At 61.8% G+C, this 19555-nt stretch carries 19 protein-coding genes; 6 read left to right on the plus strand and 13 right to left on the minus strand.

What is annotated here, in order from left to right; all coding sequences use genetic code 11:
- Positions 1 to 395: 395 nt before the first annotated feature.
- The 5 genes from HPY65_00345 to groES all read right to left on the minus strand — a co-directional run bounded on the left by HPY65_00345 (position 396) and on the right by groES (position 4735).
- Positions 396 to 971, minus strand: coding sequence for a LemA family protein (locus tag HPY65_00345; protein NPU82909.1), 576 nt, complete (start codon positions 969 to 971; stop codon positions 396 to 398).
- Positions 972 to 991: 20 nt separating this feature from the next.
- Entirely contained in the window at positions 992 to 1723 is a 732-nt protein-coding gene (locus tag HPY65_00350; protein NPU82910.1) for a hypothetical protein, read from the minus strand.
- A 36-nt stretch (positions 1724 to 1759) separates the two neighbouring features.
- Positions 1760 to 2551 carry a TPM domain-containing protein gene (locus HPY65_00355; GenBank protein ID NPU82911.1) on the minus strand — a complete coding sequence of 264 codons (792 nt, stop codon included), beginning with the start codon at positions 2549 to 2551 and terminating at the stop codon, positions 1760 to 1762.
- Between the two features lie 204 nt (positions 2552 to 2755).
- Positions 2756 to 4426, minus strand: coding sequence for a chaperonin GroEL (gene groL, locus HPY65_00360; protein ID NPU82912.1), 1671 nt, complete (start codon positions 4424 to 4426; stop codon positions 2756 to 2758).
- Positions 4427 to 4447: 21 nt separating this feature from the next.
- Entirely contained in the window at positions 4448 to 4735 is a 288-nt protein-coding gene (gene groES / locus HPY65_00365) for a co-chaperone GroES (GenBank protein NPU82913.1), read from the minus strand.
- A 308-nt stretch (positions 4736 to 5043) separates the two neighbouring features.
- On the opposite strand from groES, the gene HPY65_00370 reads away from it, so the two are divergent.
- Positions 5044 to 6000 (plus strand): 4Fe-4S binding protein, encoded by a 957-nt coding sequence (locus HPY65_00370; protein NPU82914.1) that lies wholly within the window; start codon positions 5044 to 5046, stop codon positions 5998 to 6000.
- Entirely contained in the window at positions 5997 to 7334 is a 1338-nt protein-coding gene (locus HPY65_00375; protein ID NPU82915.1) for a GMC family oxidoreductase, read from the plus strand. The genes HPY65_00370 and HPY65_00375 overlap by 4 nt, the downstream gene beginning before the upstream one ends.
- 85 nt (positions 7335 to 7419) lie before the next feature.
- Here the strand turns inward: HPY65_00375 and HPY65_00380 are convergent, their stop codons facing one another.
- The 6 genes from HPY65_00380 to HPY65_00405 form a co-directional block, all read right to left on the minus strand.
- Positions 7420 to 8223: an ABC transporter ATP-binding protein gene (locus tag HPY65_00380; GenBank protein ID NPU82916.1), complete on the minus strand. Its 804-nt coding sequence runs from the start codon at positions 8221 to 8223 to the stop codon at positions 7420 to 7422.
- A 12-nt stretch (positions 8224 to 8235) separates the two neighbouring features.
- Positions 8236 to 9312 (minus strand): branched-chain amino acid ABC transporter permease, encoded by a 1077-nt coding sequence (locus HPY65_00385; GenBank protein NPU82917.1) that lies wholly within the window; start codon positions 9310 to 9312, stop codon positions 8236 to 8238.
- Position 9313: 1 nt separating this feature from the next.
- Complete coding sequence (locus HPY65_00390; protein ID NPU82918.1) at positions 9314 to 10192, minus strand: branched-chain amino acid ABC transporter permease; 879 nt, start codon at positions 10190 to 10192, stop codon at positions 9314 to 9316.
- Between the two features lie 17 nt (positions 10193 to 10209).
- Positions 10210 to 12114: an AMP-binding protein gene (locus HPY65_00395; GenBank protein ID NPU82919.1), complete on the minus strand. Its 1905-nt coding sequence runs from the start codon at positions 12112 to 12114 to the stop codon at positions 10210 to 10212.
- Positions 12115 to 12244: 130 nt separating this feature from the next.
- Complete coding sequence (locus HPY65_00400) at positions 12245 to 13072, minus strand: ABC transporter ATP-binding protein (protein NPU82920.1); 828 nt, start codon at positions 13070 to 13072, stop codon at positions 12245 to 12247.
- 106 nt (positions 13073 to 13178) lie between these two features.
- Complete coding sequence (locus tag HPY65_00405) at positions 13179 to 14378, minus strand: ABC transporter substrate-binding protein (protein NPU82921.1); 1200 nt, start codon at positions 14376 to 14378, stop codon at positions 13179 to 13181.
- 437 nt (positions 14379 to 14815) lie between these two features.
- Here HPY65_00405 and HPY65_00410 point away from each other — a divergent pair, with 437 nt between their 5' ends.
- On the plus strand, positions 14816 to 15595 hold the full coding sequence (locus HPY65_00410) for an alpha/beta hydrolase (GenBank protein ID NPU82922.1): 780 nt from the start codon (positions 14816 to 14818) through the stop codon (positions 15593 to 15595).
- Here the strand turns inward: HPY65_00410 and HPY65_00415 are convergent.
- A complete protein-coding gene (locus tag HPY65_00415) occupies positions 15590 to 17152 on the minus strand; it encodes an ATP-binding cassette domain-containing protein (protein NPU82923.1) in 1563 nt (520 codons plus the stop codon). The two genes, HPY65_00410 and HPY65_00415, sit on opposite strands and share 6 nt — an antisense overlap.
- A gap of 71 nt (positions 17153 to 17223) precedes the next feature.
- Here HPY65_00415 and HPY65_00420 point away from each other — a divergent pair, with 71 nt between their 5' ends.
- Together HPY65_00420 and HPY65_00425 are read left to right on the plus strand one after the other, a co-directional pair.
- On the plus strand, positions 17224 to 17670 hold the full coding sequence (locus HPY65_00420; GenBank protein ID NPU82924.1) for an NUDIX domain-containing protein: 447 nt from the start codon (positions 17224 to 17226) through the stop codon (positions 17668 to 17670).
- Positions 17667 to 18197, plus strand: a complete 531-nt coding sequence (locus tag HPY65_00425) for a cyclic nucleotide-binding domain-containing protein (GenBank protein NPU82925.1) — start codon at positions 17667 to 17669, stop codon at positions 18195 to 18197. The genes HPY65_00420 and HPY65_00425 overlap by 4 nt, the downstream gene beginning before the upstream one ends.
- 49 nt (positions 18198 to 18246) lie before the next feature.
- Here the strand turns inward: HPY65_00425 and HPY65_00430 are convergent, their stop codons facing one another.
- Complete coding sequence (locus tag HPY65_00430) at positions 18247 to 18666, minus strand: hypothetical protein (GenBank protein NPU82926.1); 420 nt, start codon at positions 18664 to 18666, stop codon at positions 18247 to 18249.
- Between the two features lie 148 nt (positions 18667 to 18814).
- On the opposite strand from HPY65_00430, the gene HPY65_00435 reads away from it, so the two are divergent.
- A complete protein-coding gene (locus HPY65_00435; GenBank protein NPU82927.1) occupies positions 18815 to 19486 on the plus strand; it encodes an oxidoreductase in 672 nt (223 codons plus the stop codon).
- The last annotated feature ends 69 nt before the right edge of the window (positions 19487 to 19555 follow it).

Genomic DNA, 19555 nt, shown 5'->3' on the forward strand with positions numbered 1-19555 from the left:
CGTTAAAAATTTCCGGGGGCCGGTGGGAACCCACCGCGCCCCCGGTTTTTTTTTTCCGTATCCGTCCGGACGGAAGGCAATGCCGGCAAAAAGGGGAAGAGCGGGACGGAATCCATGTTCCGTTTCCGGATCGTCGGTCTGCCGGATCGCGTGCGGTGAAGCATCATCCGCAACGCATAAAGGGCCGCGGAATGCCCTCCGATGCCCCTGGTCGCGTCTGGCTTACGGCCGTTTCAATCGGGCCGTCCGCTCAAGCTGTCCTCAATCATTGCCGCTTCGGAAAACAAGAAGGGGACAGATTCAGATCTGTCCCCTTCTTGTTTCGGATCTCAGGATTCGGGAGACTCGCGTGCGGATTTATGCAACGGTCCGCATCACGAGTATTCAACAACCCGTCAGAACTTCACCTGCGGCGCCGCTTTCGCTGCCTCCGGCACCTGAAAGAACGTGGCCGCGTTGAATCCGAACATCCCTGCCAGCAGGTTTGCCGGAAAACTCCGGATGGCCACGTTGTATACCCGAACGGCGTCGTTGTAACGTTTGCGCTCGACGGCGATGCGGTTTTCCGTTCCCGCGAGCTCATCCTGCAACTTCAGGAAGTTCTGGTTCGATTTCAGGTCCGGATACTTCTCCACGACGACCAGGAGGCGGCTCAAGGCGCCCGACAGCTCGTTGTTGGCGTTGATCTTGTCGGGGATCGATCCGGCACCGCCGACCCTGGCCCGTGCGTTGGTCACCTCCACCAGCACGCTCTTTTCCTGGGCGGCGAAGCCCTTCACCGTCTCCACCAGGTTCGGGATGAGGTCGTATCGGCGCTGCAACTGGTTTTCCACCTGTGCCCAGGATGACTTGACCCCCTCATCGAGGGTTACGAACCGGTTGTAATTCCCCTTGAAGAAGCCATACAGCCCCATGGCCAGGATGACGAGCACCCCGATGACGACAAAAAACGCGATCTTTCCTTTCGACATGACCAGCCTCCTTTATTGATCTATTCCATTTGATCTACAAAATCGCAAAGATTTCCGACTTCCCGCAAGTAAGACTTGAAGAGTGCAAGAGTCTCCGCACTCCTGGGGGTTCGGAGTCCTTCCCGGATGTCCTGGCATTTTTCGAAAACGCTTCCATCCAATCCGGTGACGGCGGCCGTCTCCCGGATCAGTTGCCTCCGGTCCCTGGGCGCGGCTATTCCCTTGAGGTACAGCAGGGCCGTGAACAGGGAAAGAAAAGCTGTCATAGAGACGGCGATCAGCCTGCCGATGGGCTTGTCCTTGCCCTCCGTTTCCAGAAAGCCCGTCCTCAGGAGGAGCAGCTTTCCCTTCAGATCCCGTTCGAGCTGGAGGCGCAGGTTTGAGCGGTCGAAGGCCAGGCCCTTGAGAACATCTTCTCCGTAAACGGGAACGTAATGAAGCTGCATATTGAGAAACTCGACGGGGTAACTGTCGAGGGAGTGCAGGATCAGGGACCTGGTCATGAACAGGGGAATCGCCACCTTTCGCTTCCGCCAGCCGGATACAATCCTGAAGGCTCGGTCCAGATTGTTGACGCCGCTGTCGGTGAGAATCACCAGAAAGTTGAGATCCGACCGGCCGGCGACATATTCGCCGCGGGCGCCGCTCCCATAGAGGATGATCCCCTGCAGATCGTCGCCAAAGGCCTGTTTCATGTCGTCCCGGAAGGCCTCGAATATATCTTCCGGCCGCTGCGGAATTTTCCCCATCATGGCACCTCCCTGCCGATCCTTATCCTCTGGCGCCGGCTAGAAGCCCCGGCTGGCTCCGCCCCCGCCGCTCGATCCCCCGCCGAATCCGCCGAATCCGCCGCCGCCGAATCCGCCAAATCCTCCACCGCCCCGGCCGCTGCCGCTCAGCAGGAGGAACAGGATCCATGGCAGGAGCGCCCGTCCCTGGGGGGTGAGCAGCAGTACGGCCACCACCGCGATGAGCAGGACCACCGTCAGGGGGGACATGCTCTTCCGGACGGAAGGCGAGGCCCGTCGGGAAGCTGTCTTCCCGGGGCTGCCGGTCAGTTGAATCCCGGCGTCCCTGGCGATTACCGTCGAGACGGCAAACATGCCGTTGTAAAGACCCATCCCGTAATCACCCTGGCGAAGATGCGGGAGCATGTACTTGTCCATGATCTCGCCGGTCAGCCCGTCCGGGAGGATTCCCTCGACGCCGTAACCCGTCTCGATCCGGAGCTTTCGCTCCTTCACCGCCAGCAGGATCAGGACGCCCTTGCCCTGTCCCTTTTTCCCGATGCCCCAGGCCGAATAGAGCCCATTCGCGTAATCGTTCAGGTCTTCCTCGCCAAGGGCGGGCAGGACGGCCACGACCACGGAGGCTCCTGTCTTCTCAAGGACTTCCCGGGAGAGATTCTCCATCCGGTTTTTGTATTCGGTGGGAATGACGTTGGCGAAATCGTTGACGGCTCCGCTGTGTGCGGGAAAAGACGGTGCGGAATGGACTGCGGCAGGCAGCATCCAGAGAAGGAGCGCCAGGAGAAGGGGGAGGAATGTTCGGAATCGGCTGCCTGTTTTCGTCACGGTCATTATAAGGGCGAAATCCCTGTCCGGCCGCGATCCTTGGTCTGATTTGCGCTTCCGCCGGACTGCTCAAGATTGTGCATCATGATAAGGGATCGATGCGCGGATGGCAAACGGTTTGTTCCCCCCGGCAACGTTATGCTCCGGAATGATAAAAGAAGCCCCCTCCTTGGGGAGGGGGCTTCCTGCCGGTTTTCGTTCCGGAATGGATCAGTAGTCCATGTCATCCATGCCCATGCCGCCCATGCCGCCCATGCCGGGGGGCATGCCGCCGCCGGGCATCTGGGGCATGCCGGCCCCCTTCTTCGCGGGCGCCTCCGCCACCATGGCCTCGGTGGTCAGCATCAGGGCCGATACGGAGGCGGCGTTCTGGAGAGCCAGGCGGGCGACCTTGGTGGGATCGATGATTCCTGCGCCGAACATGGCCACGTACTCGCCCGTGTCGGCGTTGAAGCCGTAGTCGCCCTTCTTTCCCTTGACCTTCTCCACCACGACGGAGCCTTCAAATCCGGCGTTCGCGGCAATCTGGCGGAGGGGTTCCTCGATGGCGCGCATGATGATCTTCACGCCGTACATTTCGTCATCGGGCACCTTTGCCTTTTCCAGGGCGGGCAGGCAGCGCAGGAACGCCACCCCGCCGCCGGGAACGACTCCCTCCTCGACGGCTGCGCGCGTGGCGTTCAGGGCGTCCTCAACGCGGGCTTTCTTTTCCTTCATCTCGATCTCCGTCGCCGCTCCGACCTTGATGAGGGCCACGCCGCCCACCAGTTTGGCAAGACGCTCCTGGAGCTTTTCGCGGTCGTAATCCGACGTGGTGACCTCCATCTGGCCCCGGATCATCTTCACGCGTTCCTGGATGGCCTTGCTGGTGCCGCCGCCGTCTACGAGAGTGGTGTTGTCCTTGTCGATCTCAATCTTCTTGCAGGTTCCCAGCTCTTTCAAGGTCACCGTTTCCAGCTTTACGCCGATATCGTCGGAAACCACCTGCCCGCCCGTGAGGATTGCGATATCCTCCAGCATGGCCTTGCGGCGGTCGCCGAATCCGGGGGCCTTGACGGCGGCAACCTTGAGAGTGCCGCGGATCTTGTTGACCACGAGCGTCGCCAGCGCCTCTCCCTCCAGGTCCTCGGCCAGGATGAGGAGCGGCCGGCCTGTCCGGGCGACGGCCTCCAGGATCGGAATCATGTCCTTCATGGTGCTGATCTTCTTTTCATTGATCAGGATGTAAGGATCCTCCAGGACGATGTTCATTTTTTCCGGATCCGTTACGAAATAGGGGGAGATGTAGCCCCGGTCGAACTGCATGCCTTCCACCACGTCCAGGGTTGTTTCCATGCCCTTGGCATCCTCGACGGTGATGACCCCTTCCTTGCCGACCTTGTCCATGGCATCCGAGATGATCGAGCCGATGGTGATGTCGTTATTCGCGGAGATCATGCCGACCTGGGTGATTTCCTTCTTGTCCTTCACGGTCTTGGAGATTTTTTTCAACTCTTCCGTTACGATCTGGACGCCTTTGTCGATGCCCCTCTTCAGGGCCATGGGATTCATCCCGGCGGCCACGAGCTTGGAGCCTTCCCGGTAGATGGCCTGGGCAAGGATGGTCGCCGTCGTGGTGCCGTCGCCGGCGGTATCCGATGTGCGGGTGGAGACTTCCTTGACCATCTGGGCGCCCATGTTTTCGAACTTGTTGTCCAGTTCGATCTCCCGGGCGACGGTGACGCCGTCCTTCGTGACGGTCGGGGCGCCCCAGGTCTTGGAAATGAGGACATTGCGTCCCTTCGGTCCCAGGGTCACCTTCACTGCGTTGGCCAGGGTGTCGACGCCCTTCATGATCCGCTCCCGGGCCTTTACGTTGTATTTGATCTCTTTTGCTGCCATGTCCGTTCTTTCCTCCCGTCCTTATTCGATGATCCCGAGGATGTCTTCCTCGCCCATGATGAGGTACTCCTCCCCGTCGATCTTGACTTCGGTTCCTCCGTAGCGGCCGAACAGGATCCGATTCCCTTTCTTTACCTCCGGGACAATCCGTTTGCCCGATTTGTCAAGGCGCCCCGGACCGACGGCCACCACCTTGCCCTCCTGGGGTTTCTCCTTGGCCGTATCGGGAATGATGATTCCACCCGCCGTTTTCGCGTCACTCTCCACGCGCTGTACCAGGACTCGATCATGCAACGGTCTGACCTTCATATTCGGACACCTCCTGTTATTTTGTAATTTTCGCTTTGCAGGCAGGCATTCCGAAGGGCCTGCCTGCGCATTGAATTCGGGTTGTTCCGGCTCTCCCGGCGTCCTGCCGTCCCCGGCGGGATCCGATCCATGGGCCGAAAAGGATGCGTTGGAATTTAACCGGTGTAATTTAGTCATTCGACGGTCGTTGTCAAGAGCTGAGAAATGGTTGGATGGACATTCGGCGGTCCTGGCTGCTTGACACAGTGCAGGATAGGCGATAGTCTCCTTCGAATTTGATGGCAAAGGAGACGGGGGACAGATTCTGCATGAAAGCGTCCACCCGGACCATGATCCGGAAGCATGGCTGGCGAATCGATCGCGCCCTGCACCACTACCTGTATTTTACAAGGTATCACCCATACGTCCGCCTGAGCCTGGCGATGACCAGGCTGGCGACCGCCGCCCCGAGGTGGTTCCGGCCGTCGGCGATGCTGTTTCAGGCCGCTTTCGGCCGCTATCATGCAAAAGTCCTGTCTTCCTCGGAAGCGGTCAAGATTCTCACCCTCCGGGAGGACATCAGACTTGCGGGTCCGGGAAACCGGCAGATCATTCCCTATGCCCATGCCACGGGGATTCTCTTCCGGGAGCCAGATTTCATCGCTGTCATGGACTGCCCCTGCCGGGCGGCAAGGGGGGGCGGGAAAGATTGCGCACCCGTCAACTGCTGCATCGCCGTCGGCAGGGACGTCGCCGGCTTCTGGCTCGACCACTGCGGAAGGTACAACCCGCGGCGGATCACGCAGGAAGAGGCTCTGGCCCTGATCCGCGATTTCCGGAAGAGGGGGCATGTCACCCAGGCGTTCTTCAAGGTTGCTACCGGGGGCACGACGGGCGTGATCTGCAGCTGCTGTCCCGACTGCTGTGTGAGCCTGGAGGCGTCCCGAAGGGTCCGGAAGTTCGGGGGCTCCCTTTCCCAGAGCGCCTGCTCCGGCTATTCGGTTCGTGAAAACCGGGATCTCTGCCGGAGCTGCGGGGCCTGTGCAGGCATTTGCCCGTTCGGGGCGATGAACCTGCAGCACGGCGTCCGTTCATATGATCGGGCGGCCTGCATGGGCTGTGAACTTTGCGTCGAGCATTGCCCGGAAGGAGCTCTTTCGCTCTACCGGGATCCGGAAAAGCCCCTGCCTCTGGACATGGACTGGGTCCGCGAGCGGATGAAGACGGAAGGATCGGTGCCGGATATGGATATGGGAATGCACAACGTCGGGGAGATCGATTCGTGAAACCGGCATCCGGACAGCGTGAGGAGTACGACGTCATCGTCGTCGGTTCAGGCGTATCCGGGGCCGCCGTCGCCCGGAGCGTGGCGGCGCAGGGCGGCCGGGTGCTCCTGCTGGAGCGGGGGGGACGGGTGAACCGGATGGGGAACACCCTGACGGTCATGCGGGTTCTTGAAAGGTGCGGCCTGACCCGCAGCAGGGAGATGAACCTTGTCACGTTCGCCGATTCCCTGGGCGGCGCCTCCAATCTTTCCGCCGGATGTGCCATGCCTCCGCCGTTGTCGGTCTTGTCCGGGTTTGGAATCGACCTGTCCATCGAAGCCGGGGAGGTCCGCAGGGAACTGGGCATCGCCGAGCTTCCGGACCGTTTGATCGGCGAGGCGAATTTCCGCCTCATGGACGCCGCGGCATCCACCGGTCTTCCCTGGCGGAAGATGGAAAAATTCATCGATCCCGAAACGTGCGTCGAGGGCTGCAGCGACTGCATGCTGGGCTGCCGCCGAGGCGCCAAGTGGACAGCCCGGGCCTGGGTGGATGATGCGGTCCGTTCCGGGGCGGACCTGAAGATGGGCACTCGTGTGGACAGGGTTATCTGCGAAGGCGGCTCGGCCGCCGGCGTAGAGGGAAAGCGGCATGGGCGAGCCGTCCGGTACCGGGGGAAAGCGGTGGTCCTCTCGGCGGGCATGTCCGATGTCCACCTGCTCCGGCGGGCGGGCATCCGGGAAGCGGGCAAGGGATTCTGCTGCGACTGGCTCCAGTTCGTCGGCGGCGTCGTCCCGGGGATGAGCACGTACAGCGCCCACCCCATGGCCGTGGGAACCACCGACCTCCACGAGTCCGAGGGCATCATCATCCTGCCGGTTTTCCCCAACTGGTCGCAGTTTGCCGTGCTCATCGCCTCGAAGGGATTCCAGCACTTCACGAAGCTCCGGGAGTTCAGGAATTACACGGGGATCATGGTGAAGGTGCAGGACGAGACGGAGGGTGAGATCTATCCGGGCGGATCCTTCTCCAAGCCTATCACCCTGCTTGACCGCAAGCGCCTCGACAAGGGGGTGGACCTGATCCGGAAGGTTTTGAGGAAAGCCGGGGCCCGGGAAGACAGCATCCTGGCCTTGAACCCCATCGGCGCCCACCCCTCGGCCTCCTGCCGTATCGGCGAAGTGGTGGATGCCAGCCTTGAGACCAGAATCCAGAATCTGTACTGCTGCGATGCCGGCGTTCTGCCCCGGGCCATGGGAGCACCGCTCATCTGGACCCTGGCCGCTCTGGGAAAGCGCCTGGGAACCCATCTCGGCCGCCGCCTGTCTCTGGCTGCCGGATCCCGCGCCGCCTGACGCACGGACGAAGAATCGGGCCTGCCTGCATCGCCGGATGCGGATTCGCCCCGGGACCCGATTCCCACGCCCGCACTGAAGGCTGTTACAGCCAGCGTTTCCGCCGCCTGTAGGATTTCACGTCCCGATAGGAGCGCACCATCCCCTCGGCCCCCATGCCCAGGTAGAATTCCTTCACGTCCGGATTCTCCACCAGTTCTCCCGCCGGACCCTCCATGACGATCTTTCCGTTTTCCATGACGTAGCCGTAATGGGCGATGGACAGGGCCATCCGGGCGTTCTGCTCCACCAGCAGGATCGTGGTGCCCTGCTCCTCATTGATGCGGCGGATGATGGTGAAAATCTCCTTTACGACCAGGGGGGCGAGGCCCAGAGAGGGCTCGTCCAGGAGGAGTAGCGACGGGTGGGCCATCAGGGCCCGGCCGATGACGATCATCTGCAGCTCACCGCCGCTGCAGTAGCCGGCCAGGTTCTTCCGCCGCTTCAGCAGGGCCGGGAAGTAGGCGTAGACCATGTCCAGGTCCTTCCTGTACGGACCGGGCGGCCGGGTGGCCGTACCCACCCGGAGGTTCTCTTCCACCGTCAGATACTTGAACGGTTGCCGTCCCTCCAGGACCTGGATGATTCCCTTGCGAGTGATTGTCTCCGGCGATTCGTTCTGGACGGGTTGTCCGCCGTAGAGAATCGTACCATCGGTGACCCTGCCGTTTTCCGGCTTGAGGAGGCCCGAGACGGCCTTGAGGGTGGAGGTCTTGCCGGCCCCGTTGCTTCCCAGGAGGGAGACGATCCGCCCCTTCTCCACCGCCAGGGAGACACCCTTGAGGACCTGGATCACGTCCGAATAGACCACCGAGATATTGTTGAGTTGCAGAAGAACCTCATTGTCCATGGTCTTTACTCCTCAGTACGAGAACGGCCAGAGACGGAAGCTCGACCGGACGATCCTCCAGACCTCCGCCAGTCCCCGGGGCTCCAGGAGGATGAAGAGGACGATAGCCAGGCCGAAGGTGAACTCCCGCAGGGGGGCGATGTTCAGGCCGTATTCCGACAGGAGGCCCATGTTCATGACCACCTCCGTGACGAACCGGAGGATCTCGTTCAATCCCGTGATGAAGACCGCCCCGAAGACGGCACCGGCCATGTTGCCCATACCGCCGATGATCACCATGGCGATGTATTCCACCGAGAGACCCATGTTGAAGGGTTCCGCCGTGATGCTGACCAGGTAGTAGGCCCACAGGGCCCCGGCCACGCCTGCGTAGAAGGAACTGATCCCGAAGGCCAGGAGCTTGTAGGGGAACACGGGGATGCCCATCCCTTCGGCGGCCCGGTCATTGTCGCGGATCGCCACGAGCGCCCGGCCGTAACGGGTCCGCATCAGGTTCACGGCCATCCAGATCATCCCGGCCAGGACCAGGTAGATGGCGTAGAAGAACGACCGGTCACTGCCGATGGACCATCCCAGGATCTCCGCCCGGGGGACGGTGATGCCCATGGTTCCCTGGGTGACGGATTCCCAGTGGACGAGGACGTATTCGATGATGAACTGGCCCGCCAGCGTGGCGATGGTCAGGTACAGACCCTTCAACCGTCCCGAGGGGATCCCGAAGACCATGCCGACCGCCGCCGCGACCAGGCCCGCCGCCGGGACCGCCGCCAGGAAGGGGACGTTCCACCGCGTGGCGAGGACGGCCGCCGCGTAGGCTCCTACGCCGACAAAGGCTCCGTGTCCCAGGGAGATCTGTCCCGTGTAGCCGACGAGAATATTCAGGCCCACGGCCGCGACGGCGGCGATGCCCGTCATGTTGAGAATGTGGATGAAGTAGGGCGAGGACGCGAAAGGGACGGCCCCGAAGAGCAGAACCAGCCCGAGAACGGCCCAGAGGCGACCGAAGTCGGTCTCGAACACCGTCAGTTCCTGGTCGTACCGTTCCCGGTAGTTCCCGCAGGGATGGAAGGTCCATTTTCTCGTTTCCATGTCAGACCCTCTCGATTTCTTTCAGCCCGAAGAGCCCGTAGGGCTTCACCATCAGGATGACCACCAGGGCGATGTAGGGCACCACGTCCTTGAGGGAAGGGGAGAGGTAGCCCCCGGTGAAGGTCTCCAGGAGGCCGATGATGATGCCCCCCAGGATGGCCCCGCCGATGGAGTCCAGCCCGCCCAGGATGACCACCGGGAAGACCTTGAGTCCGATGGCCGACAGGTCGTGGACGTTGATGCCGTTGATCACGCCCAGGACGATGCCGCTCATTCCCGCCACCAGCGCGGCGATGGCCCAGGAGAGGGCGAAGACCCGCTTCACGTGGACGCCCAGGGAGAGGGCCGCCCGCTGGTTGTCCGCCACGGACCGCATGTAGATTCCCTGGGAGGAGAACTTGAAGAAGAGACCGAAGAGGATCAGGAAGACCGTTCCCACGGCCAGCACGGCCGTGTACACCGGCGGCACCGAGATGTTGCCCAGGGTGATCCCTATCCACTCGGGGAGAAAGTCGGGATAGGTGTGCAGGTTCCCGCCCCAGATGAACAGCAGCAGCCCCTTGAACATGGAGGCCAGCCCCACCGTGAGCATGATGACGAAGATGAGCGGCTCCCCGATGAGGGGCCGCAGGAACAGCCGCTCGATGACGAAGCCGAGGAAAAAACAGCCTGCGAGCGTCAGCAGGAAGGCCAGGGCAATGGGAAGCTCGGCCCATGTCACCAGGGCCAGGAACAGAAACGCCCCCATGGCCAGGAGTTCCCCGTGAGCGAAGTTGAGCACGCTCGAGGACTTGAAGATCATGACGAAGCCCAGGGCCGACAGGCCGTAGAGAAAGCCGATGCTCAGGCCGCTGACGAGAAGATGAAGGAAGAAATCCATGACACACCCTTTCTGGTTCAATCCACCGGGATGACCCGGACCCGCGTCTCGATCCATCCTTCCCGGCCGTCGCGATAGCGGACGGGGGTCTTCACGTCCACTTCCTGCTCGTTCCGGTACATGGCCTCGATGAGGCGGAGATACAGTCCGTAGACGAAGCGGCGCCGCACCTTGCCCGTGCGCGTCAGCTCGTCGTCGTCGGCGTCGAGAAGCTTGTAGAGGAGGATGAACTTGCGGATCCGCATGAACGCCGGCAGCCGCTCGTTGACCTCCTTCAACTCGGAAAGGATCAGCCCTTCCACTTCCGGCCGCTGGGAGAGGTCGAGGTAGGTCGTGTAGGGTATCATCCGCTCTTCCGCCCAGTTGCCCACATTGCCGAAGTCGATGTTGACGAAGGCCGTGAGGAAGGGCCTGCCCTCGCCGAAGATCACCGCCTCCTTGATGTAGGGACTGAATTTCAGGCGGGTTTCAATGAAGTCGGGGGAGAAGGCCTCGCCGGTCTTGTTGCGGATGATCTCCTCCTTGCGGCCGATGATGACCAAGTGCCCGTCCTCGTCCAGGTAGCCCGCGTCGCCCGTCTTGAGCCAGCCGTCCTGGAAGGCCCCTTCCGTAGCGGCGAAGTCGTTGTAATAACCGGCGAAGTTGGCGTCAGCCCGGACCAGGACCTCCGAGTCCTCGGCGATTTTTACGTCCGTCCCCGGCAGGGGCCGGCCCACGGTCTCGGGCTTCACCTCGTCGTCCGGCTGGACCTGGAAGATCCCGCCCGACTCGGTCAGGCCGTAGCACTGCTTCAGGTTCAGTCCGACGGCGCGGAAGAAGCGGATCACGTCGGGGCTGATGGGATGCCCCCCCGTGAGGACGCACCGGAAACCGGAGCAGCCGATGCGATCCAGGAGCGGATCATAAACGATCCGCTTCGCCAGGCTCTGCACCAGCCGGTCGGACCAGGGGCGGGAGCCGTTGCCCGGGCCCCGCTCGGCGGACCGGCGGCCCGCCGCCTCGGCCCACCGGAAAAGAAGACGGTTGATCCAGCCGGCATCGGACATGCGGACCCGGATCCGGGAGGCGAGATCCTCCCAGAAGCGGGACGAGGTGATCAGGACGGAGGGGCCGATCTCCCGGAAGTCTTCCGTCACCGTCTCCGGGGTCTCCGGAAAGTTCATCGTCATTCCGCTCACCAGGGCCACGCCGACGCCCCACATCTGGTCGACGATCCAGGCCGGGGGAGAGATGGAGATCCAGTTTTCCCCGGGCCGGAGCGAGAGATGGTCCGTCCAGCTCCGTCCCATGGCGGTGAGGCCCCGGTGGCTCAGCATGGCCAGCTTGGAGACTCCCGTGGTTCCCGAGGTCTGGATCATGAGGGCCGTGTCCCGGGGATTCCCCCGGGCGATCTCCCGGCCGAAGCGCTCCGGGTCGCTCCGGTCCGCTTCTTCGCCCAGGTCAAGGAGCTCCCGGTAGCTCATCAGCCAGGGATCCTCCCGATAGAACCGCATCCCCGTGGGATCGACATAAATAACCTTCCGGATATGGGAGAGATCGTCGCGGTGCTCCAGCAGTTTGTCCGCCTGCTCCTGGTCCTGGACGATGACGTAGGCGGCACCGATCCGGTTCAGGGAAAACAGGAGTTCGCCGGCGACGGAGGAGGTGAAGAGGTTCAGGGTGACGGCCCCCAGGGCCTGGGATCCCAGCTCTCCGAAGAGCCATTCGGGACAGTTGTTGACGATGAGGGCGACCGGCTCGCCGCGCCGGAGCCCCAGGGATTGCAGGCCCAGGGCCGTCTTCCGGACACACGACAGGTAGTCGTTCCAGGAGTGGGTCTGCCAGATGCCGTAGGCCTTCTCACGGATGGCCGTCCGGCCGCCCAGCAGGGCCGACTGTCGCGCCAGCACCTGCGGGAGGGTCAGGCGCGAAATGTCTTTCATCCTGTCCCCCGGGGCGGATCCCGGGGAAGCCCCCACCGCGGATAACGGTGGAGATACCGGCGTTTCGGGACGCGCCCCGGAGAGCAGCCGGCTGAACCAGCGTCCGGAGGCGCGGGCCAGTAAAGCGGAGTCAGCCGCCATGTTCGTCCCCCAGGTAGGCCCGGATCACCTCCGGGTGGTTCCGGATCTCCTCCGGCGTGCCCTCGGCGAGTTGCTCGCCGAAATTGAGAACCACAACGCGATCCGAGATGCTCATCACAATGGACATGTCGTGTTCCACGAGGATCATGGTCTGACCCCACCCTTTGTTCAGTTCCAGGAGGAAGCGAACCATGTCTTCCTTCTCCTCCAGATTCATCCCGGCGAAGGGCTCGTCCAGAACGAGGAGCTTCGGTTCCAGGGCCAGCGCCCGTCCCAGCTCCACCCGCTTCATCAGGCCGTAGGGAAGGGACCCCACGGTCTTCTTGCGGATCGCCTGGATCTCGAGAAAATCGATCAGCTCCTCCAGGAGCCGGCGGTGGCGGATTTCCTCCCGGCGGACGGCGGGGCTGAAGAGGCAGGCGTCCGCCAGGCCGTACCCGCAGTGAATGTGCCGGGCCAGGAGCAGGTTCTGCAGCACCGTCATTCCCGGAAACAGCTCGATGTTCTGAAAGGTCCGGCCGATGCCGATCCGCACGAGGTGATGGGCGTGCATCCGCGTAATGTCCCGGCCGTTGAAGCGGATGCTCCCCTTCTGGGGCTGGTAAAACCCGGTGATGCAGTTCAGGAGGCTTGTCTTGCCCGCTCCGTTGGGGCCGATCACGGCCAGGAGTTCGCCCGTTCTGGTCGTGAGGCTCACGTCCTGCAGGGCCTGGACCCCTCCGAAGGCCAGCGACAGGCCTTCCACGTCCAGGTCCGCCCGGCGGTCCGTCTCCGTGGTGGATTGGAAAAGGGCCGGCTCTCCCCGGAATGCCTTCATGGTTTTTGCTCCTTGTCTTTCCGGTGCCGCCGCGCGATAACCGGCAAGGCGGGACCCCGAGTGTCCGTGCCGGCACGGAATCATCCCGTGCCGGCACGGCGGTCATTTATTTCAGAAGCCGGATCTTTTCCTTCCCCGGCGTGTAGAAATTGGTCAGCGGAACGTAGGTGCCGTCTTCACGGACCTGGACAATGCGGGCCCGGAACGAGGCGCCGTGGTCCTTCTTCGTGTAGGTCACCGGCGGGAGCAGTCCCCCGAAGTCCTCGTTCTTGAAGGATTCCATGGCGCGATTGATTGTGTTGCGGTTGACCTGCTTGAACTTCTCCTGGGCGCGAACAAAGGCCCGCTCCATGATCATGCCGATGGCGACGCCTTCCCAGTAGGCCGCGTCGAAGCGATCGACGGTCCGATAGCGTTTCCAAAGTTCTTTCATGACGTTGATTCCCGGCGAGTTGTCGGACGGGAGCCCGCCCGGGAACTGCATGGCGAGGCGGTCCCTGATGAGGCCCTTGCTCTGCCGGAAGAAATCGGGGTCCGTCGAGGTCCAGGTGCCGAAAAAGCGGGGGGAGTAGCGGAGCCGGTCGGCACTCCGGAGGGTCGTAATGATGGCCGAGGGCAGCATCTGCATGAAGACGTATTGGGCGCCGCTCTTCTGGAGCCGGAGCAGCTCCGTGGTCAGGTCCACGGTCTTGGGCGGGAACTCTTCAATGGCGACGATCTTTACCCCCAGCCGGGCTGCGTATTCCCGTGTCGGCTGGTGGATGGAGCGGCCATAGGCGTTGTTGTAGGTCAGGAGCCCGACTTTCGGTGCGTCCTTTCCGGTGTGGATTGCCTTGATGTACTCGAGGACGGCCTGGCAGTCCATGCGGTAGCTGCCGAAGGGGAGGTACATGTAGTCCACCGGCTTCTCCAGGATCTCCCAGCTGGTGGAAAAGTTGATGGTGGGTATCTTGTACTGCTGAACGATGGGTTTGGCCGCCAGCCCCTCACCGGCACCCCAGGTGGCGATCATGTCCACCTGGTCCTGAATGGCGAACTTCTTGACCGCCGCCACCGCCTCGGGAACCTTGTAAGCCGTGTCAGCCAGGAGGATCTCGATCCTGTTGCCGGCGACGCCTCCCTTGACGTCGTTGACGTAGGCCAGGTAGTCCTGCAGGCCCTTGGCGTGGAACTGGCCCCAGGTGGAGGCGGGCCCCGTCATGTTGATGGCGGCGCCGACCTTGATCGTCTTCGCCTCGACCGGGCCGGCGGCAAGAACCAGAACTGCCAGAACGGCCCACAGGGTGGAACAAAGCATCCGTCTCATGATTTCCTCCTTCGGAAAATAAAAAAGGCCGGGGATGATGTCCGCGGCCTGGCCAAAAACAAAAAGCCGCGGGCGGTATGAGATCCGCCCGCGGCCCTTTTATTTCATTCTGTGTCGGACCCTACAGGCAGACCTCCCGGGTAAAGCTAAAAAAGCCGAAAAAGAAAGTTGCCTGGATGGTTCCGGTGGACATTGATTTCTCCCGATGAAAAAAGTTGGGAACTTTTACTTCGGAAGACCGGCGAATGTCAAGAGGAATTTGCCCTGGAATGATTTTCCCGTTTTTGTGACTCGTGCATTGCCTAAATAATATGGATCCGTTACCATGGAACCCGCCTGCGAAAGATCCGGCCGGCGGAGAACTCCGAATGCTTGCTGATTGCGGCAAGCGTACAGCCCGCCACATAAACGAAGACTCCAAGGGGAAGGTTGATGAAATGAACGGAATCCTTTTCATGATCAACGGGATGTATGCCGGCCCCTGGATGTGGGAGAATTATAGGGGATGGTTCGAGGCCCGGGGCTGGCAATGTGTCACCCCCGTCCTGCGCCATCACGACACGCGGCCCGGCGATCCTCCGGACCCGCGGCTGGGGATGTTGAGCCTGCTTGATTTCGTGCAGGATCTGGAAGAGGAGATCCGTCGGCTGGACCGGAAGCCCGTCATCATGGGCCATTCCATGGGAGGCCTTCTCGCCCAGATCCTGGGAAGCCGCGGACTCGCCGCCGCGCTGGTCCTGGTTGCCCCCGCCGCTCCCGCGGGCATCCCGGTCACGAGCCCTTCCGTAACCAGAAGTTTCCTGGAGCAGTTCCTTCAGTGGGGATTCTGGCGAAAGCCGGTTCTGATGTCCTATGCGGATTCCCGGTACGGCGCCCTGAACCTGCTGCCGGAAGCGGAGGCGCGGCGCGTCTACGGCCGTTACGTTCATGAATCTGGGCGGGCTCTCTTCGAGATGGGCCTATGGCCTCTCGACGGGAACCGGGCGTCCCGTGTCGATGCGGCGAGGATCGATGTCCCCGTGCTGGTCCTGGTCGGGGATCGGGACCGGATGACGCCACCGGCCGTGGCACGGAAGATCGCCGCGAAGTACCGCTCCGTCTCGATGCTGAAGGTGCTCCCGGGCCATGGTCACACGCTGCCGGCCGAACCGGGCTGGGAGGAGATCGCCGCCTTCATTCAGGATTGGCTGATGCAGGCCGTTCCGGGGCCGTTATGAGGTCCGTTCCGCCGGCGCGGCCAGGGACAGCGTTTGGTCGATGCAGGCGGGCAGTTCGTCGGGGTGATGGGTTACGAACAGGATCGTGGTTTCCCCGGTCTCGGCGATCCGGTTCACCATCTCCAGGATCCGGCTCCGGTTTCCCGTGTCCAGGCCCTGGCATGGTTCGTCCAGGACCAGGAGTTCGGGAGATTTGACCATGGCCCGCGCCAGGAGTACCATGCGCCGCTCTCCGAAGGAGAGGGAATCGAAAGGCCGTCCGGCCAGCGCCGCGATGTCCAGGCGGGCCGCCCAATCGTCCGCCGCCCGGACCTGGCTCGCCGTCACATGGCGGTAAAGGCCTACGGAGTCGAAGAATCCCGAGAGGATGACGTCCCGGGCCGCCAGAGGCAGCCGATACCGGATCTGGAACTCCGATGACACGAACCCGATGCGCGCCTTGATTTCCCAGATGCTTTCCCCCGATCCCCGGCGCCGGCCGAAGATCCGGATGTCATTGGAATAGGCCTGGGGATGGTCCGCCGTGATCAGGTTCAGAAGGGTGGTCTTTCCCGATCCGTTCGGTCCGACGATTGCCCAGCGCTCGCCTCGGCGGACGGTCCAGGAGAATCCGTCCAGGATCGTTGCATCGCCGTAACGGACGACGACGTCTCTCATGGCGATCAGAATGTCTCCACTTGCAGGGGTGGTCCTTTCGGCCTGCAAGGCTGACGGGCGATCCGCCACCGGCGGATCGAAGAGGACCCGGATTCGATCGGGAGTGAGCATCTCGTCCCGTGGACCCTGGAAAAGGACGCGCCCTTCCCGAACGCCCAGAACATGTGTGATCTCTGCGGGGATTTCATCCCTGCGGTGGGTTATGACGACGACTTGTGTGCCTGCGTTCATGACTGTGCGGACGATTTCCCGGAAGGCGCTACGCGAAGCCCTGTCCAGGCCGGCGAAAGGCTCGTCCAGGATAAGGATTTCCGGGTTCACAAGAAGGGCGCGGGCGATCAGGACTTTGCGGAATTCGCCCGTGGAAAGGAAACGGATCGGACGTTTCCCAAGGTCTGCAATGCCCAGGCGTCCGAGAAGACGGTCAACCTTCGCGGGGTCGTCCATCCCGCCGCCCGCATTGCCGCCGACCGTATCCCGCACCCGTTCCAGGTCGTTCCACGAACCCGCGAAGGCACGAGCCGCATCCTTCGTTTCCTCCCGGGCCAGGATGCACTCCTGAAGCTCGAGGGAGACATGGCCGGGATGGCTGCCCCCCGAACGGTTTCCGTTGTGGATCACCCGTCCTCGGACATGGAGCTCCTCGCCGGCCAGGACCCGTGCCAGTGTGGATTTCCCCGCTCCGTTCGGGCCGAGGATAGCCCAGTGCTCGCCGCGGCGAATCTCCCAGGTTGTGTCGTGAAGGAGGAACGTTGTGCCGAGACGGACGGTGATGCCCTCCAGTTTCAGCAGGATGTTCGGATCCATTGTGATCTTGCCTTTGCCCGCCGCCGTTCCGGGAACGGAGCGGGTCCTGTCGCGAGTCTTTGTATTGACGCCGGCGCTGCACCGGTTTATCATGAGCGCACGGATGTCTCAAGACGGATGCATGGTGCATTCTTAAATCGCTGAGCAGAATTCAGGAGGCGGAAATGAGAGTTCGTGTTTCGGCCGTATTCGAGCAGGCGGGTGAAGTCCTCTGTATGCGTTACATTTACGGAGGCAAGGACGTGTACGCACTTCCGGGCGGCGGAGTCGACAAGGATGTTCCCCTCCAGGAGGCCACCACCCTGGAATGGAAAAACGAGTTGGGCGTGAAGCTGGTGATCGGTGACATCATCATGATCGGCGAGGCGCCGGCGACGAAGCGCTATCCTCAGACCCTGCATGTTATATTTGAAGCCAGGGAGGTGCACGGTACGCCGAAGGTCCGGCCCGATCACACGCGCTCCCTGGAGGTCTGCTGGGTTCCCGTGGACAAGCTTGCCGACACGCCGCTTTACCCGGATGTCGGCAGGCAGCTCCATGAGTATTTCCTGGAGGGCGCCCGCCGGTCCCTGCCTTTTATTGCCAACTGCATGGAGCGGGGGTTCTGGTGATATCGGTCGATATGCAGGAGACGGTCCTGCTGCGCCTCCTCGATGAAATCGCATTCTTCGATGTCTTCGAAGACGATGAAATCGTCAATCTCATGAAGATTGCCGCATGGGTAGACGTTCCGGTGAACCAGCGCATCATACGGGAGGGGGAACTGGACCTCAGGATGTACGTGCTGGTGAAGGGCCAGGCGGACGTGCTCTTCCGGGGCAAGACGATCGCCGGCCTTCAGGCGGGGGACATTTTCGGCGAAGTCGGTCTCATGGGAAAGCCCCGGATCGCCCACGTCGAAGCGCGGACGGACTGCCTGATGCTGGCCTTCGGCGCGGACGACCTGAACCGCTTGATTCCCGATCTGCAGGTGAAATTCCTGCGGCGGGTGCTGGAGGCCGTTTTTTCCAGGCTTCAGAAGTCGAATATCCAGAAATGGATGCAGCCTTCGGGAAGAAGAAAATCCAGGGGAGGGAGCGATACCATCGAACTGATGCCGCCCGGGACCATGACGGGAACAAGGGGCGTCCGGGACTGAATCTCCGGGAGCCCCGATTCGACAGGGCATAATTCGGGAGGCCACAAGGTCAGGCCTCCTTTTTTTCCTTTTTCTCTTCTTCCTTTTTCGGCGGTTCCCTCGGCTTTTCCTCTTTGTCCACATTCAGTTCCACGTCCATCCCCATCCCGGTTTCAGCGGCCGAGATCGTCTGTGGGGCGGGCGCGGTTCTTCCCTTGGTGATGCTCAGGGCCATCCCGGAATAGTTGATGATCCAGTTTCTCAAATCGAACTGAATGTAGCGGACGCCGTTGATGCGGGTGATTTCTTTTACCATCTGTTCGAGACTGGCGAGTTCGAACTCCTCTTCCTTCCTGTTTTTCCTGAGTTCCCCGTAAATATACGCCGTGTTGCCGATAAACGAGTAGTCGATCTTTGTCGTATCGACGTCGTAGCGAACCAGGATGCTTCGTATCTTGCGATTGATTTCGTAGCGGTCAACCGTGCCCATAGTCAATCCCTCCTTCACATTTCATAACATTAAAATGAGTGGATTTGAACCGCATTTCCATTGAATCAGGCAATCATCCGTTGACGGCTCGACTTTGTTTCCCTTATGATTTTTCATTGGAATCCTATCAAATCGTTGAGGACTGAGCATGGGGGACAAATCGGTTCTGCTGCTGGGTGCGACGGGCCTGGTGGGCGGCGAATGCTTGAAACTGCTGGCATCGACGGATGATTACCGGCGGATTGTGGTGCCGGTTCGCTCCCCGCTTCCGGAGGTGTTTCGCGATTCCCGTGTGGAAGTCCATGTGATCGACTTCGAGCGGATCGACGCCTTCAAGTCCCTGTTTGCCGCGGATCACATGATTTCCTGCCTCGGGACGACGATCGGGAAAGCGGGGTCGCAGGAGCTCTTCCGCCGCGTCGATTTCACCTATGCCTTCGAGACGGCAGGAAGGGCCGCTGAAAATGGGGCGTCCCATCTCCTTCTGGTGACGGCTCTCGGGGCCGAAGCTTCTTCCCGGGTCTTCTACAACCGTGTCAAGGGCGAACTCGAACAGGCCGTGAGGGGACTCCCTTTCCGAAGCGTGAGCATTTTCCGGCCGTCCCTCATCCTGGGCGACCGGCAGGAGAGCAGAATGGGGGAGTCCGCCGGGAAGGTGCTGTCGGCCCTCTTCGGTTTCGCCATTCCGGAACGTTACAAGCCGGTCCAGGCCGGCGACATCGCCAGGGCGATTCTGGCCGTTGCCCGGGAGTCCCACCCTGGCATCCGGGTGTTCGAATCGGATGCCATCCGGCGAATCGCCCGGAATATTGCCGCATGACGAAGCGGGCTTTCCGCAGCCGCAATGGAATACCGGAAGCTGTTCGTTTCCGGAGGAGGTAACGGCCTT

The organism is Syntrophaceae bacterium, from assembly GCA_013177825.1.
GTDB lineage: Bacteria > Desulfobacterota > Syntrophia > Syntrophales > PHBD01 > PHBD01.

Coding starts and splice junctions, on each gene's coding strand:
- HPY65_00435 (NPU82927.1), top strand. CDS start 18,815: ATGGGGGACAAATCGGTTCTGCTGCTGGGTGCGACGGGCCTGGTGGGC.
- HPY65_00390 (NPU82918.1), bottom strand. CDS start 10,192: ATGGATTTCTTCCTTCATCTTCTCGTCAGCGGCCTGAGCATCGGCTTT.
- HPY65_00350 (NPU82910.1), bottom strand. CDS start 1,723: ATGATGGGGAAAATTCCGCAGCGGCCGGAAGATATATTCGAGGCCTTC.
- groL (NPU82912.1), bottom strand. CDS start 4,426: ATGGCAGCAAAAGAGATCAAATACAACGTAAAGGCCCGGGAGCGGATC.
- HPY65_00355 (NPU82911.1), bottom strand. CDS start 2,551: ATGACCGTGACGAAAACAGGCAGCCGATTCCGAACATTCCTCCCCCTT.
- HPY65_00410 (NPU82922.1), top strand. CDS start 14,816: ATGAACGGAATCCTTTTCATGATCAACGGGATGTATGCCGGCCCCTGG.
- HPY65_00380 (NPU82916.1), bottom strand. CDS start 8,223: ATGGACAATGAGGTTCTTCTGCAACTCAACAATATCTCGGTGGTCTAT.
- HPY65_00430 (NPU82926.1), bottom strand. CDS start 18,666: ATGGGCACGGTTGACCGCTACGAAATCAATCGCAAGATACGAAGCATC.
- HPY65_00420 (NPU82924.1), top strand. CDS start 17,224: ATGAGAGTTCGTGTTTCGGCCGTATTCGAGCAGGCGGGTGAAGTCCTC.
- HPY65_00405 (NPU82921.1), bottom strand. CDS start 14,378: ATGAGACGGATGCTTTGTTCCACCCTGTGGGCCGTTCTGGCAGTTCTG.
- HPY65_00400 (NPU82920.1), bottom strand. CDS start 13,072: ATGAAGGCATTCCGGGGAGAGCCGGCCCTTTTCCAATCCACCACGGAG.
- HPY65_00385 (NPU82917.1), bottom strand. CDS start 9,312: ATGGAAACGAGAAAATGGACCTTCCATCCCTGCGGGAACTACCGGGAA.
- groES (NPU82913.1), bottom strand. CDS start 4,735: ATGAAGGTCAGACCGTTGCATGATCGAGTCCTGGTACAGCGCGTGGAG.
- HPY65_00415 (NPU82923.1), bottom strand. CDS start 17,152: ATGATAAACCGGTGCAGCGCCGGCGTCAATACAAAGACTCGCGACAGG.
- HPY65_00395 (NPU82919.1), bottom strand. CDS start 12,114: ATGAAAGACATTTCGCGCCTGACCCTCCCGCAGGTGCTGGCGCGACAG.
- HPY65_00370 (NPU82914.1), top strand. CDS start 5,044: ATGAAAGCGTCCACCCGGACCATGATCCGGAAGCATGGCTGGCGAATC.
- HPY65_00345 (NPU82909.1), bottom strand. CDS start 971: ATGTCGAAAGGAAAGATCGCGTTTTTTGTCGTCATCGGGGTGCTCGTC.